Genomic DNA, 19,151 nt, shown 5'->3' with positions numbered 1-19,151 from the left:
CGTTGGCACAGGGGAAAGGCGACGTACGCAGGCCCGGACTGGGCCGGACCCCGGAGGAGCTTGTGAGCAACCCCTACTTCTCGAACAGCGACGTGTTCGGCGAGCCGCGCCGCACCGGCGCGCGCCGCCAGGGTGGCCAAGGCGGTGTCGGCACCGCCGCGCGGCCGACGACCACCCAGTACGGTCAGACGGCCTACCAGGCGGGCGGCTACGGCGCGAAGGCGGCCGACGCCGCCTCGCTGGAGAACCTCTACAACGCGCCGGCCGCGACGACGGCCGACACCAAGCGCCTCACCTACGACGACGTCATCGTCAAGACCGGTGGCCTGCTGGCCCTGCTGGTCGTGGTCGCGGCCGCGACCTGGCAGCTGGCGCCGCAGATCTGGCCGCTGGGCATGGTCGTGGGCCTCGTCTTCGGCCTCATCAACGCCTTCAAGAAGCAGCCGAGCCCGCCGCTCATCCTGCTGTACGCGGCGGCGCAGGGGGTGTTCCTCGGCGGCATCTCCTACGCGTTCCAGAACGCCAGCCCGATCAACGGGCAACCCGTCCCGGGCCTGGTCTTCCAGGCGGTGCTCGCGACCATGGTCACGTTCGCCGCGGCGCTGTTCCTCTACAAGTCGGGACGGGTGCGCGTCACGCCCAAGTTCACCCGCTGGCTGGTGATCGCCCTGGTCGGCTTCCTGGCCTTCCAGCTCATCAACCTGGTGCTCGTGTGGACCGGCGTACTGGCCGGGGCGGGCGCTCGCGGCGGCGCGCTCGGCGTCGTCGTCGGCCTCGTGGCGATCGGACTGGCCGCGGCCTCGCTCATCGTCGACTTCGACTCGATCAAGCGCGGCGTCGAGCAGGGCGTCCCTGCGCGCTACGCCTGGGCGGCGGCGTTCGGCCTGCTGGTCACGCTCGTGTGGCTCTACCTGGAGTTCCTGCGCCTGCTGGCCATCCTGCAGGGCCGCGACTGACCGGCGCCTGACCCGCACTGCGGCGGCCCTCCGGCCCGGCAGCCCTCCCGGCTGCCGGGCCGGCGTCGTCGTGGGGCAGGATGTCCCCATGCGTTACGCCGAGCACATCTCCGACCTGGTGGGACACACGCCGCTGGTCCGGCTCCACTCCGTGACCGCGGGCCTGTCCGCGACCATCCTCGCCAAGGTCGAGTACCTCAACCCGGGCGGCTCCGTGAAGGACCGCATCGCCCTGAAGATGATCGAGGCCGCCGAGGCGTCGGGCGAGCTGCGGCCGGGCGGCACGATCGTCGAGCCGACGTCCGGCAACACCGGCGTCGGGCTGGCGCTCGTGGCCCAGCGCAAGGGCTACCAGTGCGTGTTCGTGTGCCCCGACAAGGTCAGCAAGGACAAGCGCGACGTGCTGGCCGCGTACGGGGCCCGCGTCGTCGTGACGCCGACGGCGGTGGCGCCCGAGGATCCGAACTCGTACTACTCGGTCAGCGACCGTCTGCTGCGCGAGATCCCGGACGCGTGGAAGCCCAACCAGTACGCGAACCCCAACGGTCCCGCCTCGCACTACGAGTCGACGGGTCCGGAGATCTGGGACGACACCGACGGGCGCGTCACGCACTTCGTCGCGGGCGTCGGCACGGGCGGCACCATCACCGGCACGGGGCGGTACCTGCACGACGCGTCGGCCGACCGGGGCGGGGCCGACGGCGGCCGGGTGCGCGTCGTCGGCGTCGACCCCGCCGGGTCGGTGTACTCGGGCGGAGACGGGCGCCCCTACCTGGTCGAGGGCGTGGGGGAGGACTTCTGGCCCGCCGCCTACGACCCGCAGGTGCCCGACGAGATCATCGCCGTGAGCGACGCCGACTCGTTCCTCATGACCCGGCGGCTGGCCAAGGAGGAGGGGCTGTTGGTCGGCGGCTCGTGCGGCATGGCGGTCACGGCCGCGCTGCGCCTGGCGCGGCGGCTCGAGGACGAGGACCCCGAGGCCGCGGCCAAGGCGGTCATCGTGGTGCTGCTCCCGGACTCCGGACGCGGATACATGTCGAAGATCTTCGACGACGCGTGGATGCGCTCGTACGGGTTCCTCTCGGCGTCCGACGGCGTCACCGCGGGCGACGTGCTGCGCTCCAAGGCCGGAGACCTGCCCCAGCTCGTGCACGCGCACCCGACCGACACGGTGCACGACGCGATCGAGATGCTGCGTGAGTACGGCGTCTCGCAGATGCCCGTCGTGGTCGCCGAGCCGCCGGTCAAGATCGGGGAGGTCGCCGGCTCGCTCACCGAGCGCAGGCTGCTCGACCTGGTGTTCAGCGGCAAGGCCGAGCTGGCCGACCCCGTCTCGGCCCATATGGAGGCGCGTTTCCCGCTGGTCGGCACGGGCGAGGGGATCGACGCGGTGCGCGACGCCCTGCACGACGCCGACGCGCTGCTCGTGGTCGACGACGGCAACCCCGTGGGCGTCCTGACGCGCCACGACCTGTTGGGCTACCTCGCGAGCTGAGCCGCGGGCGGCGCGCCGCCCGCGTAGGCTTGCCGGGCACATCCCCCCGATCCCCTGAAGAGGTACGTCGTGACCACGCTCCCCACCGCCTCCGGCACGTTCGGCGACAAGCCCGAGCTCACGTTCCCCGCCGACGGCGCCCCGGCCGGCCTGCAGGTGCAGGTCCTGCTGGAGGGCTCCGGCCCGGTCGTCGAGGCCGGACGCACCATCGTCGTCAACTACCTCGGCCAGACGTGGGGCGGCCACGTCTTCGACAACTCCTACGACCGCGGCGCCACGATCGACTTCCCGATCGGCGTCGGCGCCGTCATCGGCGGCTGGGACAAGGGCCTTGTCGGGCGCAACGTGGGCGACCGCGTGCTGCTGTCGATCCCGCCGGAGCACGGCTACGGAGCCCGCGGCGTCCCGCAGGCCGGCATCGGCGGCGGCGACACCCTCGTCTTCGTCGTGGACGTCGTCGGCGTGCGCTGATCAAGCATCGACGGGCGAGGCCCGGCCTGCCAGACGGCGGGCCGGGCCTCGCCCGTTGCCGGGTGTGCCGGCGCCGGGGCCTACGATCGCGCCATGACGGCCACGGTGACTCCCGAGCTTGAGGCTGCGATCGCGCTGGGGTACGAGCGCCGCGATCGCGGCGACATGGCGCCGACGATCGCCTACTTCGAAGAGCTCCTGGCTCAACATCCCGGCCATCCGGTGCTGACCTACGAGGTCGCGGGCGCCTACGACACGGCGGGACGGGAGGCCGAGGCGCGTGGTCGCTACGAGGAGGCGCTTCGGCTCGGGCTCTCAGGCGAGAGCCTGCGCCGCTGTCTGTGCCAGTACGGCAGCACGCTGCGTTGGCTCGGCGAGTACGACGCCTCGCTGGTGGTGCTCGATCGTGCCGCCCGCGAGTTCCCGGAGTCGGACTCCGTCCGCGTGTTCCGGGCGCTCACGCTCAACGAGGCCCACCGCCATGACGAGGCTGTCGCCGAACTGCTGACCATCGTCACGAACCACGCTGAGGTCACCGATCTCGGCCGCTACGCCACCGGCCTGGCGGGGCTGGCGGCGTGGTACGGGAAAGGCCGTCCGGCAGACGGGTAGCGAATACGCGCTCGTCGGTGTGGGGGGCCCGGTTGTGCTGGTGGGCGTGGCCGGGTCCCCCACACGTATTGGGGGGTTGTGGTTTCGGGGTGGGTCAGGCCTGGTGGGTGGCGGTGTCCCAGCACCCCAGGAGGTATTGGACGCCGAGGGCGCGGTCGTAGAGGCCGTAGCCGGGGCGGGGGGTGTTGCCGCGGTTCTCGTCCCATAGGTGGCGGCCGTGGTCGGGGCGGATGTAGCCGGTGTATCCGGCCGCGGCGTAGGCGCGCATGATGCCGACGGTGTCGATCGAGCCCTCGCTCGCGCGGTGGGCGACCTCGGTGAAGTCGCCGTTGGGGTAGTGCTTGATGTTGCGCACGTGGGAGAAGTGGATGCGGTCCATGAACGTGGTGACGGCGTCGACGGGGTCGGAGTCGGGGTTGGAGCCGAACGAGCCCAGGCACAGGGTCAGGCCGTGGTGGGGGCTGTCGTTGAGGGACAGGACGCGGGCGAGGTCGGCCTTGCGGGACACGACGCGGGGCCAGCCGAAGATGTCGAAGGCGGGGTCGTCGGGGTGCACGCCGAGCTTGACGTCGTACTCCTCGCACACCGGGATCACGGCGTCCAGGAAGTACTGGTAGTTGGCGTACATGTCCTCGCGGGTGACCCCGACGTAGGCGTCCTTGAGCTCCTGGAAGGACGCGAGGCGCTCGGGCTCCCAGCCGGGCAGGGTCAGGCCGCCGTCGTCGAGGTTCATCGAGGCGATGAGTGACTCGGGGGTCATCTGGTCCACGATCGCCTTCTCGTAGTACAGGGCGGTGGAGCCGTCGGGCAGGGGGTGGAACATGTCGGTGCGCAGCCAGTCGAAGACGGGCATGAAGTTGTAGCAGACCACGCGCACCCCGGCCCGCCCGAGGCGGGCGATGGTGGTGCGGTAGTTCTCGATCGCGGTGTCGCGGTCCAGGCCCAGGACGGTCTTGCCGAGCTTGATCGACTCATGCACGTTGACCGACTCCACGACGTCGGCGCGCAGGGTCTTGGTCACCCCGCGGGCGTGATGGTCGGGGGTCAGGTCCTCGATCCGGGCGATCTGCGCGGTGATCTCGTCCTCGGTCCACACCTGCCCGGCCTGCTTGTGGTGCAGGGACCACACGATCGTGGTGACGCCGGGGATCTGGCGGATGTCGTCAAGGGCGACGGTGTCGTTGCCGTCGCCGTACCAGCGAAAGCCCATCTTCATCGGGGGCGCCTCTCATCTCAAAAGGGGGGTGCGTGCGGGTGGGGGGTCTCGACAGGCTCGACCGCCGGTGGTCGAGCCTGTCGAGACCAGGGGCCGTCGGGGGCTAGGTCGGGGCTAGAGGAGGGCGTCGCTCGCGGCGGCCAGGGCGCGGGCGTGGGCGGCGACGGCGTCGGACAGGGCGGGGTGGGTCGCGGCGACCTCGGACAGCAGGCCGGGGATGGTCAGCAGCGCGCGGGCGACCTCCTCGGCTCCGCCGCCGGTCGCGGCGACGGTCGCGGTCAGGGCCTCGGCGCCCGCGGGGTCGCCCAGGTCGACGCCGTCGCGCACGGCGCGGCGCACGAACTCGCTCCAGGCGGCCAGGCCGAACGCGATGCCCTGGGGCACGCGACCCGCCGCGAGGTGGTGGTCCAGGGCGCCGCCCCAGCGGAAGGGGATCTTCTGGGTGCCGTCCGTCGAGACCTGCCGCGTGGTGTGCCCGGTGGCGGGGTTGGCGAACCGGTCGAGCAGGCTGCGGGCGTAGGCGGGCAGGTCCGCTCCGGTCGGCACGGTGACGCTCGGCAGGGCGTCGTCGAGCAGGTAGGCGCGGGCGTGGTCGGCGATCTCGGGGGCCACCACGGCCTCGGCCATGGTCGCGTACCCGAACAGGCGCCCGGCGTAGGCGATGAGCGAGTGCGTGCCGTTGAGCATGCGCAGCTTTGCCTCCTCCCACGGGGCGACGTCGTCAGTCAGCTCGGCGCCGGCCAGCTCCCACGGCGGGCGCGGGCCCGCGAACGCGTCCTCGATGACCCACTGCTTGAACGGCTCGGCCGCGATTGCGGCCTCGTCACGCGCCCCGAGGATCTCCTCGACCCGGTCCAGCGTCGCCGCAGTCACTGCCGGCGTGATGCGGTCGACCATCGAGCTGGGCCACGTCGTGCTGGTGGCCAGCCACGCCGCGAACCCCTGGGCGACCGGCCCGGCCGCGGCGACGAACTCGTCCACCACCGCCTTGAGGACCTTGCCGTTGTGCGCCATGTTGTCGCAGCTGAGCACCGTCACCGGCGTCGCGCCCGCCCGGAACCGCGCGCCCAGCCCCCGCACCAGCAGACCCATGGCAGTGACCGCCGCACTCGCGGCCTCGGTCCCGGAGAGCTCGGCGGCGAACGCCTCCACGTCGGGGCGGGCCTGGTCGAGGTCCAGGCGCCCCTCCCGCGTGCGCAGATACCCCTTCTCCGTGACCGTCAGCGTGATCACGTGTGTGCTCGGCGCGGCCATCGCGGCCAACAGCCGCGCAGTCTCCTCGCGCGGGTAGGCGGCGCCGACCACCGAGGCCACCACCTGCGCCCGCTCCACGACACCCCCATCGGAGTCTCGGCCCACGGTCAACACCGTGTACCGACCGCCCTGGGCCGCCAACGCCGCCGCCAGCGCCGGGGTGCGCTCGACGTCGCCCAGGATCCCCCACCGCAAGTCGCCCGAGGCCGCCATCGCCTCCTGCGTGTACACCGCCTGATGCGCGCGGTGGAACGCGCCCCACCCCAGGTGCACGATCCCCACCCCCGCAGGAACCACCGGAGCCGGGGCGACGCCGGCCGGCAGCACCGTCTGGGGGCCAAGCCGGGGAACGACAGATGTGTGAGTCATGGGAGGGGCTCCTTCGCGCCAATGCAAACGTTCGCAGCAAGCCTATCCCGTGGAGGCGCCGGGGCGCTCGGGCTTAGGCTGCAATCGTTTCCTCTCGTCTCACCTGATCGCACTGGAGCGCTCCGACGTGACCCTCAACCGCCCCTCGCACCCCGTCCCCGCCGACCCCGCGGTCCACCCGGCGTGGCTTCCCGAGGCGGCGTTCGCGCCGCTCGGGTCGCGGCGCGTGGCTCTCGTGCTCGACGACGCCTCACCCGTCGCGGACACGGTGAGAGCCGAGGTCACGGCCGCGCTCGCAGCGCACGGCGGCGCCGCCGTCGAGGCCGCGGAGGCGGCCGACGTCGTGCTCGCGCTGCGGCCCGCCGACGCCGCGCCGCAGTTCCAGTCCGACGGCGACCTCGACCCGGAGGCGTTCACGTACGCCCGCGCAGGCGGCGTCGTCACCGTGACGGCGAGCGACGCGCGCGGGTTGCTCTACGGGCTGTTCCACCTGGTGCGGCTCGGCGAGAGGGCGTTCACCGGCGCCGACGTCGTCGAGCGGCACGCCCCGCACACCCCGCTGCGCATGCTCGACCACTGGGACAACATCGCGGTGCACCCCGTCATGGGCCAGGTCGAGCGCGGGTACGCGGGCGGCTCGATCTTCTACGAGGCCGGAGTCGTGCGCGAGGACCTGACGCGGGTGGCGCAGTACGCGCGCCTGCTGGCGGCGTCGGGCGTCAACCGCGTCGCGATCAACAACGTCAACGTGGGGCCGGCCGAGACGCGCCTGCTCGACGACCTGCTGCCCGACGTCGCGCGCATCGCCGCCGCGTTCCGGCCCTACGGCATCACCACGCACCTGTCGGTCTCATGGGCCTCGCCGGTGCGCCTGGGCGGGCTGGCGACGTCGGACCCGTTCGACGCCGGCGTCCAGGAGTGGTGGGCGGGCGCCGCCGACCGCGTCTGGGCCGCCATCCCCGACTTCGGCGGGTTCGTCATCAAGGCCGACTCGGAGGGGCAGCCTGGCCCGTTCGCCTACGGGCGCACCCACGCCGACGGCGCCAACATGCTCGCCGCCGCCGTCGCGCCGCACGGCGGGCTGATCCACTGGCGGGCCTTCGTCTACAACCACGAGCAGGACTGGCGTGATCGGCGCACCGACCGCGCCAAGGCCGCGTTCGAGCACTTCGCCCCGTACGACGGCACGTTCGCGGACAACGTCATCGTGCAGATCAAGCACGGCCCGCTCGACTTCCAGGTGCGCGAGGCCACCTCGCCCGCGATCGCCGCGATGCCGCGCACGCGGGTGGCGCCCGAGTTCCAGGTGACCACCGAGTACCTCGGGCACCAGAAGCACGCGGTGTACCTCGGGCGCATGTGGTCGCAGCTGCTCGCATTCCCCTACTGGGGACAGGACGGCGACGGCTCGCGCTCGGGGCGCACCATGGCCGACGTCGCCGCCGGGCGCCACCCGCTCGGCGACGGGACGCGGGTGGGCGGTCTCGCCGCCGTCTCGAACGTGGGCGACGACGTGTTCTGGACGGGTCACCCGTTCGCCCAGGCCAACCTCTACGCCTGGGGCCGCCTGGCGTGGGACCCCACGGCCGACCCGATCGCGATCCTTGACGAGTGGATCGCGCTGACCTTCCCCGGCGCGACCGCGCTGGTGCGCGAGACGCTGCACGCGATCCTCGACCAGTCGTGGGAGACCTACGAGATGTACACCGCCCCGCTCGGCGTGTGCTTCATGGTCCAGCCCGGCTCGCACTACGGCCCCTCGCCCGACGGGTACGAGTACTCCCCGTGGGGCACCTACCACTTCGCCGACCGCGACGGCGTCGGCGTCGACCGCACCCGCGCGACCGGATCGGGGTACACCGGCCAGTACCCCGCTCCATGGAGCGACGTGTACGAGTCGCTCGACACCTGCCCCGACGAGCTGCTGCTGTTCTTCCACCACGTGCCGTACTCGCACGTGCTGCACAGCGGCAAGACCGTGGTGCAGCACGTCTACGACACGCACTTCGAGGGCCTCGAGCGGGTGCTGGAGGCGGCGCGGCGGTGGACCGAGGCCCAAGACGCGTTCCCAGCCGACGTGGCCGAGCGCGTCACTGAGCGGTTCGCCGAGCAGGTCCGCTCGGCCACCGACTGGCGCGACGTGGTCAACACCTACTTCCTGCGCCACTCGGGCGTCGCCGACGCGCACGGACGCACGATCTACTGACACGTCAGCGGCGGGGGGATCACTAGGGATTTCCCCGCCGGACGCGTGCCACAAGTCAACGCACATGACGCCGTCCCGCCGTCGCGCGATGCCTGGCCGAATGACGCTCTCCTCACGACGACTCGCGCTCCGCGGCCCGTCGACAAAGGCGTCATGGGAGGTGCCGATGGACTTCGCCCCGACCGCGATCGAGTGCCTCGCCAAGGGCGTGAGCGTCGAGATCGTCGGACGGCCCGGCTCGGGCCGATCGGTCGTGCTCGACGAGGTGTGCGCGATCCTGAGGTTGCGCGAGCAGCGGCCCATCCGCGTGCGCGGCATCGGCGCCCTGCGGGAGCGGCCGCTCGCGACCCTGCTCGCGTCCCTCCCCGAGCTCGGGCGGCAGACGTCGATCTGCGAGTCCGTCAACTACCTGCGCGACGAGGTCTCGCCTCAGGGCGTCCTGGTGGTCGACGACGTCGACGACCTCGACGACGTGAGCGCGGGCGTCGTCGCCGCGGTCCGGGCCACGACGTCGGCGCCGATGATCGTCTCGCGGCGCATCGGCCCGCGGCCCGCCGCCCCGCTGCGTCGCCTCCTGGCCGCCGCCCAGCCGAGCATCCGCCACCTGGTGCGCCCCTTGACGTTCGACGCGCTGCGCGGCGTGCTCGAACGCGACCTCGGCGCGCCCGTCGCCGCGGCGACCATGGCGAGGATCGCGACCATGTCCGGTGGTCTGCCCGGCCTGGCGCGCGCGATCTCGCTCGTGGCGCAGCGCACCGGGCGGCTCACGCTCTCGGGTGACGTGTGGGCCGCGACCGGGTCGCTGTGGTCGCCGCAGCTCGGGCAGGCCGTCGAGGCGCTGCTGGTCGACGCGTCCGCCGAGGACGTCGACGCGCTGACGCTGCTCGCCGCGGCGGGGCCGTTCGCGGTTCAGGACGCGCGAGTGATGATCCCCGGCACGCAGCTCGAACGGCTCAACGAGCTCGGGCTCGTCGAGGTCATCGACGGCGCCGACGAGGGCGCGGTCGGGCTGTACCCGCCGGTCGTGGGCGAGTACCTCGCGCGCGAGTGCACGTCGTCGAAGCGCGCCGCCATCCGCCAGCGCCTCGCGGTGGAGGGGCGGGCGCCTTCGGGACGGCTGGCGCACGACGTCGTGGCCGCGCTCCCGGTGGGTGACGCCATCCTGAGCCGGATCATCGCCGACGACCAGCGGGCCGAGGCGCGGGAGCGGCTCGCGGCCTGGGAGGACGACCCCACCGCCACCGCCGCCATTCCGCTGCTGGTGGCGCTGTTCCAGGCGGAGGATCCCATCGCCGACGCGGCCGACGTCTACGCGCGCACCGACGGGTCGTCCTGCTCGGAGTCGGCGAACGTCGAGTTCGCCTCGGGGTATGCGCTCTATCAGGCGACCTCGCGCGGCGACCGCGAGGGGGCGGCGGCGAGCCTCAACGACCTGGTTCGGCGCTACCCGAACGCCCGCGGCGCCGCCGACGCCGTGGCGGCCCACATGGAGATGGTGCTCGACCGTGTGCCCGCGACGGTGGGCGTCGACACGCTCTCGGGCGCCTCGTTCTGCGAGGAGGTCGGCTGGGGCGCGAGCCTCGAACACAAGATCGCCCGGGGAGAGGCCGTGTCCACGCTCGCCGAGTTCGACCGGTGCCAGCCCGAGAACAGCGTGCTGCGCTATCACGGCGACGTGTGCCGCGGGCTCGCGCTGCTCTACAGCGGTGAGGTCGACCAGGCGCGCCTGTGGGTCAGCAAGCGCTTCGACACCGCGCGCAGCGAGCGCAGCCCGGGGGCGTTGCAGTCGCTCGGCTACGTCGCAGCCCTCGCCGCCGCGGTCCAGGGGAACATCGAACGCCTGGAGGAGGTCGTCTCGCTGATCATGACCTTCACCGCGGTCCCGGCGTTCGACGCGCAGTACCGGTCCGGCGTCGTCGGCCTGTCCGAGGCCAAGGCGCGCTGGCTGGGCCAGGACGCCACGCCCTGCCGCAAGGCGCGCGATCAGGCCGAGCGGCAACGGTTCGGCCCCTTCCCCTTCATGGCGACCTCGCCGCAGGCCGACCCCGGTGTGGCCGGCGACGCGCTGTGGAGCGACGTCGAGTGGGCGACCGAGCGCGGCTTCCTCGCGCCGGCGGTCTTCGCGCTCGTCGAGGCCGTCGAGGCGCACCCCGACCGCGAGCGCCTGGCGCCGTTCCTGGCGCCCCTGTCCGTCGTCGAGAGCCCGCTGCCGCGTGCGCTGCTGTGCCTCGCGCAGGCGGTCGCCGAGCGTGATGTCGAGCGTCTCGGCGCGCTCGAGGAGACGTTCGCCGCGGCGGGGGCGTGGCTGTACGCGTGCCGGGCGGGCGTCCAGCGCGCGCTCGCGCTCTACGAGTCGGGGGACCACGTGGCGGCGGCCGGCGAGGCGTTGCGCGTGTGGGAGCGCGTCATCCCGCGCACGCGAGGGCTGGAGGGCGTGTTCGCGCGGCTCGCCCACGCGGTCGACCTGTCACCGCGCGAGGTCGAGATCGCGCGTTACGCCGTCGACGGGCTGGCGGCCGTCGACATCGCCGGAGCCCTGGTGCTCAGCACGCGCACCGTCGAGCACCACCTGTTCAAGACCTACCGCAAGGTCGGGGTCGACTCGCGCAAGGGGCTGCGGGGCGCGTTCGAGACGTGGCTGCGCCCGGCGCACCAGGGCGCGCAGTTCGGCTTCGAGTGACGGCGGTCAGGCCGCGGCCGTCGTCCACTGCGCGAACCGGCCGACGGCGACCACCAGCGCGAGCACCATCAGCACGACGTTGATGGCCAGTTGCTGCGTCTCGCCGCGCCGCACATGGACGCCGATCGCCAACAGTTGCAGCAGCGTGATGCCCGCGGCCGCGAGCGGAGTCAGCCATGCCGCCGTGCTGGTGGCCTGGGGGAGCACCAGCCCGAGCGCGCCCGCGATCTCGCACAGTCCGATGAGCCGGACGACGACGTCGGGGAACGCCTCGACCCACGCCATCCGCTCGGCCAGGGCGCTGCCGCGCAGGAGTTTGACGCAGCCGACCGCCAGACAGACCGCAGCGAGCAGTCCGGCCACGACCCAGAGTGCGACGTCCACGCGTCCTCCCCTCGGATGCCGGGCCACCTCACCCGGGATCGGTTTCGAGGGCAACCTAGCGCGCGCGGGCGCGCGGTGGAACCTTCGCCGCGGCGCGGCGCGCGCTGCGTCCGGCGACGCGGCGTCGTCGTCGGCGACTCGGGGGACGCCAAGCGTCCGGGCGCGCTGCGGGCCCAGGCCCCAGACGGGCGACGCGCCGTCCGGGGCCCGGGCCCACACCGTCCCTTCGAGCCGTCACTTCGAGAAGAACACCGGGGAGTCGAACAGGCCCGTGCGCAGCGTGAACAGGCCGGGCGCGTCGGCCGGGACCACGACGCAGGCGTTGCCCGAGAACTGCGCGCCCTGGTAGAGCTCACCGATGTCCGACAGGCTGTCGGGGAGCACCCCGCAGGAGGTGTCGTCGTAGGTCACCGAGTCGTCTCCGACGAACGCGACCGACAGGTCGATCCACGGCGTCGCGGGGTCGGAGCCGGTGAACGTCCCGCTCAACGGGACGATCCAGTACTGCGTGCCGTCGGCGGGCGGCTGGTTGAAGGGGTTGGCCTGCGAGATCTCGCCCCACGCCTCGCGCGGCGTGCCGACGGTGACCTGCCAGTCGGCCGTGCTCACGGTCGTGCCCGCGGGCAAGGGGTTGGCGCGCGTGCCGGCCTCGGGCGCCGCCCCGTCGTCGCCCGCGACGTCCTCGCTGTCGGCGTCGGACGCGTCCTGCGCGGCGTCCTCGTCGCCGGCCCCGGGCGCCGCGGCGTCGGGCGTCGGGCGGGTGTCGAGGGCGTCCGAGACCCCGTCGAGCACCTTGCCGTAGAACGCCTGCGACGCGATCACGCCAGCGCCGGCGAGCACCGACAAGACGATCGCGGCGATCGCCAGGCCCCGTCGTCCGGCGCCCTTGCGCGCCTTGAGGAGTCCGACGATCCCGAAGACCAGGCCCAGCGCCCCGAGGACGAAGGCCACGTTGTTGACGATCGGGACCAGGCACAGCGCCAGGGCGACGAGGCCGACGACGAAGCCGGCCGTGGCCAGAGCGTTGCCCGTCGGCCGCGCAGCCGCGGGCGGGGCCGGCAGGGGCGAGGGGGTGGGGGTGAGCGAGGCGCTCATGGTTCTTCCTCCGAGGGTCGGGATGTCGACGGTCAGGAGCTCGCGCTCCGTGGCGGGCGCTGACCGGTGCGCGGCGGACGCCGCATCCCGGCGGTGCGCCGCCGACCCCGAAACTGTCGCCCGGCACCGCCACCAGGCACATCGCCCGACCAGGTCGACTCGACCCACCCGATCGGGGGAGCCGGTCGGCGCAGCGGCGCCCGGTCGGGCGAGGCGGCCTGTCGGCGCCGCTGCGTAGCATCCGTGGCGTGACAGGCGCCCCCGCAGTTCCACCAGCCCGCGCAGGCCAGGCGTTCGGGCCCAGCGCGCGCCTCCGGGACCCCCGACGGCTCGCGCGCGCCGGAACGGTCGTGGCCGTCACCACCGCCGTCTTCAGCTCAGGCGTCGCAGTGGCCTACGCGGGCGGCCGCGACGGCGAGGTGTCGGGCCTCGCGATGCTCGCGGCGCTCGTCGGATGGACGCTGGCGGGACTGCTCGTGCTGCGCCGCCGCCACCCGGTTGCGGTGGCGCTCGCGGCCTCGGCGGCCGCCGTCGTGCTGCCGCTCGACTCGTTCGCGGCGCTGCTCGCGCTGACCTGGGTGATCGCGACGGCGCGCGTGCGCACCGCGGTGCTGTGCACGGCCGCCGTCACGGCGGCGACCGCCGTCGCGCTGTGGCGCGACGCCGCGCGGGCGCCCGGCGACCGCGTCTTCGCCGTCTACGACCAGACGACGGGCGTGCTGACGCATGCGCCCGAGGCGGCGTCGTTCTGGGTCGCGGGCGTGCTGCTGCTCGCGGCCGCGGTCAGCGCGGGGCTCGCGCGCCGGTTCCGGGCGGCCGCGAGCGACTCGCAGGAGGCCCAGGCCACCGCCGTCGCGGTGCTGCACGACAAGACGCTGCGCGAGGACGAGCGCGAGCTGATCGCGCGCGAGGTGCACGACACCGTCGCCCACCACATCGCGAGCATCGCCATGCAGGCGTCGGCCTTCGAGGTCACCCAGCAGAACGAGGCCGCCAAGGTCGCGGCGCGGCAGGTGCGCTCCTCGGCGCAGCAGGCCATCGCCGAACTGCGCGCGTTGATGACGGCGCTGCGCACCGGGACCGGCGTCGGGACGCAAGGGGCCACGCTTGAGGACCTCGTGCCGCTGCTCGACGGGTTGCGCGAGCGGGGGCTGACCGTGGCCGGGACCGTCTTCGTGTCCGACGCGGCGGCGGCGTCGCAGGCGCTGGCGCGCGCGACGTTCCGCATCGTCCAGGAGTCGCTGACCAACGCGCTCAAGCACGCGCCGAACGCGCCGGTCGAGCTGTCGGTGCGCGCGGGGCGGGCCGACGGCGTGCAGATCCGTGTCGCCAACACGGTCGAGCCCGGGGCCGCGCCGGGCCCGGGAACGCGGTCGGGCACCGTCATCATGGCGGAGCGGGCGGCGGCTCTCGGCGGCACGTTCCACGCCGGGGTCGAGGCCGGGCGCTACGTCGTCGTCGCCCACCTGCCCTGGCGGGAGGCCACCGCCTGAGCGCGCCCACCGGCGCCCGTGTCTGAGGCCCCCGGTAGCGTCACGGTCGTGACCCGAGTCCTCATCGTCGACGACGACCCGCTCGTGCGCCGACTGCTGCACACCGTCCTGACCGCCCAGGGCATCGACGTCGTCGGGCAGGCCGCGGACGGTGACGAGGTGGTCACGCAGGTCGCCGAGCACCACCCCGACGTCGTCCTGCTCGACCTGCAGATGCCGCGCCTCGGCGGGCTCGGGGCGCTCGACGAGCTGCGACGGGCGGGCCTCGACGTCGCCGTCGTGGTGCTGTCGTCATTCGGCACGGATGAGACGGTGCTCGCCGCGCTCGAGCGCGGCGCCGTCGGGTTCCTCGGCAAGGACGACGACCCGGACCGCATCGCGCAGCAGGTCAGGGTGGCGGCCTCCGGCCGGGCCGTCGCGGGTCAGCAGGCCGTCGACGCGCTCGTGCGGCATGTGACCGCCGACCCCGCCCGTGGTGTGCGCGCCGAGGCTCAGTCACGCCTCGCGCTCCTGACCGACCGCGAGCGCGAGGTCGCGAGCTGGCTGCCGCACGGGCTGTCGAACCCGCAGATCAGCGCGCGGCTCTACCTCGGGGAGGGCACCGTCAAGTCGCACCTGAGCAGCGCGCTGACCAAGTTGGGCCTGAGCGGGCGCGAGCAGCTCGCCGTCCTGGTGGACCGCGCGGGGGCGACCGCGAGCCTGCGCGCGCCGTGAGCCGTCACAGTGGTCCGGTCACGAGGTCGTCCTGCGCGGCCCGGCGTCGCAGCACGTGCTTGGTGAGCTTGCCGGACGGGTTGCGCGGCAGGGCCTCGACGAGCACGAGGTGGCGCGGGGCCTTGTAGTGCGCCAGCCGGTCCGCGAGGTACGCGCGCACTGACTCAAGCGTGGGCTGCGTGCCAGGGGAGGCGACGACGAACGCGACGATCGTCTCTCCCCAGTCGGGGTGGGGGCGCCCGACGACGGCGACGTCCGCGACCTCGGGGTGTGCGCGCAGCGCCTCCTCGACCTCTTGGGAGTACACGTTCTCGCCGCCGGTGATGATGACGTCCTTGAGCCGGTCGACGATGAACCAGAAGCCGTCCTCGTCCACGCGCACGACGTCGCCCGAGCGGTACCAATCCCCGACGAACGCCGACCGCGTGGCCTCGTCGTCGTCGAGGTAGCCGACCATGCGCGTGTCCGAGCGCAGCCAGATCTCGCCGGTCCCACCAGGGTCGACGTCCCTCCCGTCGAGGTCGACGACGCGCGCGTCGACGCCCGGCATGCCCGCGTGCCCGATCGAGCCGGCCTTGAGCTCCTGGTGGGCCGGTCCGAGCGTCGTGCCGACCGGGCCCATCTCGCTCATGCCGTAGACCTGGTGGAACTCGCCGGGGTAGAACGCGGCGATCTGCCGCACGGTCTCGGCGCCGACAGGCGCGCCGCCCGCGAGCCACAGCCGGGCGCTCGACAGGTCGAACGACGCGAGGTCGACGCCCTGGGCGCGGGCCACCTGAAGCGGCGCGACATAGGCGATCGGCGCCCCGAAGAACGCCGTCGTGCGCTCGGCGGCCACGGTGCGCAGGAACTCGATCGGGTGATACTCGCGCAGCAGCACCGTGGTGCCGCCGAGGAACACCATCGACAGCAGCCAGTTGTTGAGGGGCGAGGCGTGCCAGATCGGCATGGCGAGCAGGAACCGGTCGTCGGCGCGCAGGCCGACCGCGGCCGTGACGTAGGTGGCCACGGTCGCCACGCCGCGGTGCGTGTGCAGGCACCCCTTGGGAGCCGCCGTCGTGCCCGAGGTGTAGAGGATCTCGGCGATCGCGTCGTGGTCGAACGGCACGCCTTCCCAGGGCGGCGTGGTGGCGACGAGCGCGTCGAAGTCGTCACCGAGGGCCGCCCCTGCGGCGGCGCCGTCCGTGCTGTCCGCACTGTCGGTGTCGGCGCCGTCGGCCTCGGTCCACAGCCAGCGCACGCCCGGCGCTCCCGCGCGCACCGTCGCGGCGAGCGCCGCGTCGGCGACGCCGAGCACGGCGCCACAGTGCGTGACCAGGCGGGCGACCTCGGGCGCCTGGAGTTTGTGGTTGACGGGCACGAGCACGGCCCCGGCGCGCCACAGCCCGAACGCCGCGATGACGAACCCGGGGGTGTTGAACGTCATGACGGCGACGCGGTCGCCAGGCCGCACCCCCGCGTCGCGGAAGGCCGCCGCGGCGCGCCGGGCGGCGTCGTCGAGCTCGCGGAAGGTCAGACGGCGCGCGCCGTGCACGAGCGCCTCCTTGGTCGGGAACTTGCGCGCGGTGCTTTCGAGCATGGCTGCCAGGTGCATGGGAACTCCTCGACGTCGTCGTCGGCGGTGCGGCGGCGCCAACCCGGGCGGGGTGACGCGAAAGAGTGAACCATGGTTCAATTCTTTGCGGAAGAGGTTCGCGACGACTCGGAGGATCCGGTGCCCTACCGCCAGACCACGGCTCGCGTCGCGGCCCAGGAGGCCAAGCGCGCTGCGCTGCTCGACGCCGCGCACGCGCTGTTGGCCTCCGGAGGGTTCCGCGCGGTGAGCGTCAAGGCGGTCGCGGCGCGCGCCGCGGTGAGCACCGGGAGCGTCTACTCCTACTTCCCCGACAAGAGCTCGCTGTTGGCCGCGGCGTTCCGCATCGCCGCCGACGTCGAACTGGACGCGGTGCGCGAGGCGTGCCGGCCCGACCCCGCGGACGAGCCCGGCTGGCGCACCGCGCGGCGGCTCGGCCGCGCGGTCGACACCTTCGCGCGCCGGGCGATGCGCGGCCGCACGCTCGCCTGGGCGCTGCTCCTCGAGCCCGTCGACCCCGCGGTCGAGGCCGCCCGCCTGGAGTACCGCCGCGCGTATGGGGCGACGTTCGCGCAGGTCGTCCACGACGGCGTCGCGCAGGGCGAGCTGCCGGCGCAGGACGTCGCATTGAGCGCGGCGGCGCTCGTCGGGGCCATCGGCGAGGCGCTGGCCGGGCCGCTGTCGCCGCTGGGCGCCGACGCCGGGGCGAGCGGCGCCGCCGTGGCTGACGCCGGGCCGGGCGGGCCCGCCGTGGCCGACGCCCACCCGGATCGCGTCGTCGCGGCCGACGCCGAGCGTGACCGCGTCGTCGCGGCCATCCTGCGCTGCTGCCTCGGCGTCGTGAGCCCGCCCGCGCTTCCCGCCTCGCTCCCGCCCGCAACGCACGGCGCCTCGCCGACCTCGACGAGCCGCCTCGGCCCCACCCCTCCCGTCCCGGCGTCGAAGGAGATCCCGTGACCACCGCACCGCACCGCCCGCTCGCCCCCGCCCCCCACGTGACGCACGAAGTCGCCAACCAGCCGCCAGAGCGCGCCGACGTCAACGAGTACCTCGACTTCCCCGTGCTGCGCGAGGCCGTGCGCGCGTTCGGCGGCGGCTGGGGCGAGGACGAGCTGACCGCCGTCGGCTCGCTCGTGGGCAGCGCCGAGTTCCAGCAGGCCGCCGACCTGGCCAACACGCACGAGCCGGTGCTGCGCACGCACGACCGGCGTGGGCGGCGCGTCGACGAGGTCGACTACCACCCCGCCTACCACCGCGTCATCGCCGCCGCCGTCGGGCACGGGGCGCACACCAGCGCGTGGGCGAGCCCGCGCGAGGGGGCGAACGTCGTGCGCGGCGCGGTCTTCTCCCTGTTCGCTCAGGTCGAGCCCGGGCACTCGTGCCCGGTGTCGATGACGCACGCGGCCGTCCCGACGCTGCGGCACGCGCCGGACCTGGCGGCCACATGGGAGCCGCGGCTGCTCGCACGCGGGTACGACGGCGCGCTGGCGGCCCCCGCGACCAAGCCGGGCGTCCTGGTGGGCATGGCCATGACCGAGAAGCAGGGCGGCAGCGACGTGCGCGCCAACACCACGCGAGCCGACGCCGCCGGGAGCGGCGCCTGGCTGCTGACGGGCCACAAGTGGTTCTGCTCGGCGCCGATGTCGGACGCGTTCCTCGTGCTCGCCCAGACCGGCGACGGCGCCGGGACGCCGTCGTGCTTCCTGGCGCCGCGCGTGCTCGACGACGGGGAGCGCAACGCGCTGCGCATCCAGCGGCTCAAGGACAAGGTGGGCAACCGCTCGAACGCGTCGAGCGAGATCGAGCTCGACGGCGCCGTCGGATTCCTGGTCGGAGAGGCCGGGCGGGGAGTGCGGACCATCATCGAGATGGTCCAGCGCACACGCCTCGACTGCGTGCACGGCTCGGCCGCAGGGATGCGGCAGTCGGTCGCGGAGGCCCTGTGGCACGCGCGCCACCGTGCGGCGTTCGGCGCGCTCCTGGTCGACCAGCCGGCGATGACCGCCGTCCTGGCCGACCTGGCGCTGGAGTCCGAGGCGGCGACCCTCAGCTCGATGCGCCTGGCCGCCGCGTACGACGCCGAGACCGAACAGGAGCGGGCCTTTCGCCGGCTCGCGACCGCCGTGGTCAAGTACTGGGTGTGCAAGCGCGGGCCGGGTCACGCGTACGAGGCGATGGAGTGCCTGGGCGGCAACGGGTACACCGAGGCGTTCCCGCTCGGGCGCCGCTACCGGGAGCAGCCGGTCATGGCGATCTGGGAGGGCTCGGGCAACGTCATCGCGCTCGACGTGCTGCGCGCGCTGGCGCGCGAGCCCGAGACGGTCGACGCCTTCGCGGCCGAGCTCGCCACGACGGCGGGCGCGCACCCGCTGCTCGACGCGCACGTGGCCCAGACGCACGCGCTGCTCGCGCAGGTCCGCGGCGCCGACGCGGCGCAAGCCCAGGCGCTCGCCCGACGGCTCGTCGAGCGGCTCGCGCTGGGCCTGCAGTCCTCGCTCATGCTGCGCCACGCGCCGTCGGCGACCGCGGAGGCCTTCGTGGCCGCGCGCCTCGGCGCCGACCGCGGGCACGAGTACGGCGTCCTGCCGCACGGCACGGACGCCCGCGCCGTGCTGGAGCGCCACATGGGGTGA

Annotated in this window: 15 protein-coding genes; 10 read left to right on the top strand and 5 right to left on the bottom strand. The window is 73.8% G+C overall.

What is annotated here, in order from left to right:
- The first annotated feature begins 62 nt into the window (after positions 1–62).
- From EV386_RS10580 to EV386_RS10565, 4 genes are all read left to right on the top strand, one after another.
- On the top strand, positions 63–956 hold the full coding sequence (locus tag EV386_RS10580) for a Bax inhibitor-1/YccA family protein (RefSeq protein ID WP_130414809.1): 894 nt from the start codon (positions 63–65) through the stop codon (positions 954–956).
- An 88-nt stretch (positions 957–1,044) separates the two neighbouring features.
- The gene (locus tag EV386_RS10575) at positions 1,045–2,451 is read left to right on the top strand and encodes a cystathionine beta-synthase (protein ID WP_130414807.1); all 1,407 of its coding nucleotides are present in this window, start codon (positions 1,045–1,047) and stop codon (positions 2,449–2,451) included.
- 69 nt (positions 2,452–2,520) lie between these two features.
- The gene (locus tag EV386_RS10570; RefSeq protein ID WP_207216512.1) at positions 2,521–2,922 is read left to right on the top strand and encodes an FKBP-type peptidyl-prolyl cis-trans isomerase; all 402 of its coding nucleotides are present in this window, start codon (positions 2,521–2,523) and stop codon (positions 2,920–2,922) included.
- A 93-nt stretch (positions 2,923–3,015) separates the two neighbouring features.
- A complete protein-coding gene (locus tag EV386_RS10565; RefSeq protein WP_130414803.1) occupies positions 3,016–3,534 on the top strand; it encodes a tetratricopeptide repeat protein in 519 nt (172 codons plus the stop codon).
- Positions 3,535–3,628: 94 nt separating this feature from the next.
- Here the strand turns inward: EV386_RS10565 and uxuA are convergent, their stop codons facing one another.
- Both uxuA and EV386_RS10555 read right to left on the bottom strand, forming a co-directional pair.
- Positions 3,629–4,750, bottom strand: coding sequence for a mannonate dehydratase (gene uxuA, locus EV386_RS10560; RefSeq protein WP_130414801.1), 1,122 nt, complete (start codon positions 4,748–4,750; stop codon positions 3,629–3,631).
- Positions 4,751–4,864: 114 nt separating this feature from the next.
- The gene (locus EV386_RS10555; protein ID WP_130414799.1) at positions 4,865–6,373 is read right to left on the bottom strand and encodes a mannitol dehydrogenase family protein; all 1,509 of its coding nucleotides are present in this window, start codon (positions 6,371–6,373) and stop codon (positions 4,865–4,867) included.
- Positions 6,374–6,500: 127 nt separating this feature from the next.
- On the opposite strand from EV386_RS10555, the gene EV386_RS10550 reads away from it, so the two are divergent.
- Complete coding sequence (locus EV386_RS10550) at positions 6,501–8,579, top strand: alpha-glucuronidase (RefSeq protein WP_242607916.1); 2,079 nt, start codon at positions 6,501–6,503, stop codon at positions 8,577–8,579.
- 166 nt (positions 8,580–8,745) lie between these two features.
- Positions 8,746–11,259 carry a helix-turn-helix transcriptional regulator gene (locus EV386_RS10545; RefSeq protein WP_130414795.1) on the top strand — a complete coding sequence of 838 codons (2,514 nt, stop codon included), beginning with the start codon at positions 8,746–8,748 and terminating at the stop codon, positions 11,257–11,259.
- Positions 11,260–11,265: 6 nt separating this feature from the next.
- On the opposite strand, the gene EV386_RS10540 is transcribed toward EV386_RS10545, so the two are convergent.
- Together EV386_RS10540 and EV386_RS10535 are read right to left on the bottom strand one after the other, a co-directional pair.
- On the bottom strand, positions 11,266–11,643 hold the full coding sequence (locus EV386_RS10540) for a DoxX family protein (RefSeq protein ID WP_130414793.1): 378 nt from the start codon (positions 11,641–11,643) through the stop codon (positions 11,266–11,268).
- A gap of 234 nt (positions 11,644–11,877) precedes the next feature.
- Positions 11,878–12,738, bottom strand: a complete 861-nt coding sequence (locus EV386_RS10535) for a DUF4190 domain-containing protein (RefSeq protein WP_130414791.1) — start codon at positions 12,736–12,738, stop codon at positions 11,878–11,880.
- A gap of 350 nt (positions 12,739–13,088) precedes the next feature.
- Here EV386_RS10535 and EV386_RS10530 point away from each other — a divergent pair, with 350 nt between their 5' ends.
- The gene (locus EV386_RS10530) at positions 13,089–14,231 is read left to right on the top strand and encodes a sensor histidine kinase (RefSeq protein WP_130414789.1); all 1,143 of its coding nucleotides are present in this window, start codon (positions 13,089–13,091) and stop codon (positions 14,229–14,231) included.
- A gap of 48 nt (positions 14,232–14,279) precedes the next feature.
- The gene (locus tag EV386_RS10525) at positions 14,280–14,945 is read left to right on the top strand and encodes a response regulator (protein ID WP_130414788.1); all 666 of its coding nucleotides are present in this window, start codon (positions 14,280–14,282) and stop codon (positions 14,943–14,945) included.
- Positions 14,946–14,949: 4 nt separating this feature from the next.
- Here the strand turns inward: EV386_RS10525 and EV386_RS10520 are convergent, their stop codons facing one another.
- Positions 14,950–16,539, bottom strand: a complete 1,590-nt coding sequence (locus EV386_RS10520) for a class I adenylate-forming enzyme family protein (RefSeq protein WP_130414786.1) — start codon at positions 16,537–16,539, stop codon at positions 14,950–14,952.
- Positions 16,540–16,611: 72 nt separating this feature from the next.
- Here EV386_RS10520 and EV386_RS10515 point away from each other — a divergent pair, with 72 nt between their 5' ends.
- Both EV386_RS10515 and EV386_RS10510 read left to right on the top strand, forming a co-directional pair.
- A complete protein-coding gene (locus tag EV386_RS10515) occupies positions 16,612–17,475 on the top strand; it encodes a TetR/AcrR family transcriptional regulator (RefSeq protein ID WP_130414784.1) in 864 nt (287 codons plus the stop codon).
- Positions 17,472–19,151: an acyl-CoA dehydrogenase family protein gene (locus EV386_RS10510; protein WP_130414782.1), complete on the top strand. Its 1,680-nt coding sequence runs from the start codon at positions 17,472–17,474 to the stop codon at positions 19,149–19,151. Before EV386_RS10515 ends, EV386_RS10510 begins: the two co-directional genes overlap by 4 nt.

Source organism: Xylanimonas ulmi (assembly GCF_004216535.1).
Lineage (GTDB): Bacteria > Actinomycetota > Actinomycetes > Actinomycetales > Cellulomonadaceae > Xylanimonas > Xylanimonas ulmi.
The sequence above is the reverse complement of the archived record's forward strand: the minus strand, read 5'-3'. Positions and strand labels throughout refer to the sequence as shown.

Excerpts from the sequence above, each read along its gene's own strand:
- EV386_RS10565 (WP_130414803.1), top strand. The coding sequence starts at position 3,016 with ATGACGGCCACGGTGACTCCCGAGCTTGAGGCTGCGATCGCGCTGGGG.
- EV386_RS10515 (WP_130414784.1), top strand. The coding sequence starts at position 16,612 with ATGGTTCAATTCTTTGCGGAAGAGGTTCGCGACGACTCGGAGGATCCG.
- EV386_RS10520 (WP_130414786.1), bottom strand. The coding sequence starts at position 16,539 with ATGCACCTGGCAGCCATGCTCGAAAGCACCGCGCGCAAGTTCCCGACC.
- EV386_RS10575 (WP_130414807.1), top strand. The coding sequence starts at position 1,045 with ATGCGTTACGCCGAGCACATCTCCGACCTGGTGGGACACACGCCGCTG.
- EV386_RS10545 (WP_130414795.1), top strand. The coding sequence starts at position 8,746 with ATGGACTTCGCCCCGACCGCGATCGAGTGCCTCGCCAAGGGCGTGAGC.
- EV386_RS10555 (WP_130414799.1), bottom strand. The coding sequence starts at position 6,373 with ATGACTCACACATCTGTCGTTCCCCGGCTTGGCCCCCAGACGGTGCTG.
- EV386_RS10535 (WP_130414791.1), bottom strand. The coding sequence starts at position 12,738 with ATGAGCGCCTCGCTCACCCCCACCCCCTCGCCCCTGCCGGCCCCGCCC.
- uxuA (WP_130414801.1), bottom strand. The coding sequence starts at position 4,750 with ATGAAGATGGGCTTTCGCTGGTACGGCGACGGCAACGACACCGTCGCC.